The organism is Bacillus sp. JJ1474, assembly GCF_036965225.1.
Lineage (GTDB): Bacteria > Bacillota > Bacilli > Bacillales > Cytobacillaceae > Cytobacillus.
In genome coordinates this window covers 4901-5355 of sequence record NZ_JBALPC010000158.1, presented here as the reverse complement: position 1 = coordinate 5355, position 455 = coordinate 4901, and positions in this window count along the sequence as shown.

The following is a 455-nucleotide window of genomic DNA, read 5'->3' as shown; positions in this document are numbered from 1 at the left end:
TTATTAGAATTATTTTTAAAAAAATAACTAACATCTTACTCAATTATTTTTTCTAAGGAGAATTTACTCGCTTATTCGCGGGATTTCATATCTCTTGATATGGAAAATATGAATCAATGAAATGAGTTCAGATCCTTATGGCTACGTGAAGGAACAGTGAAATAAAGGAACAAGTTAATACAACATATAAACCACCTGGTAATCCCAATATCTACCGTTTCTTTTTTTGCAATAACACTTCTCTTTACTCATTTAAAATATAACAACAGAATCAGGTAAAATAATTGGTCTATGCCCTACATACTGTCTCAGATTTTTATTGTACTCCATTTATTACCTTCCTTAGTGACAAATGTCCAACCGTGATTTTGCTTCAATCGCCATTTTTACATAAATATCCGGTTAATTTCGAGATCGTTATTCCGCAAACTGGCCCATTACTGAAAAAGGCACAA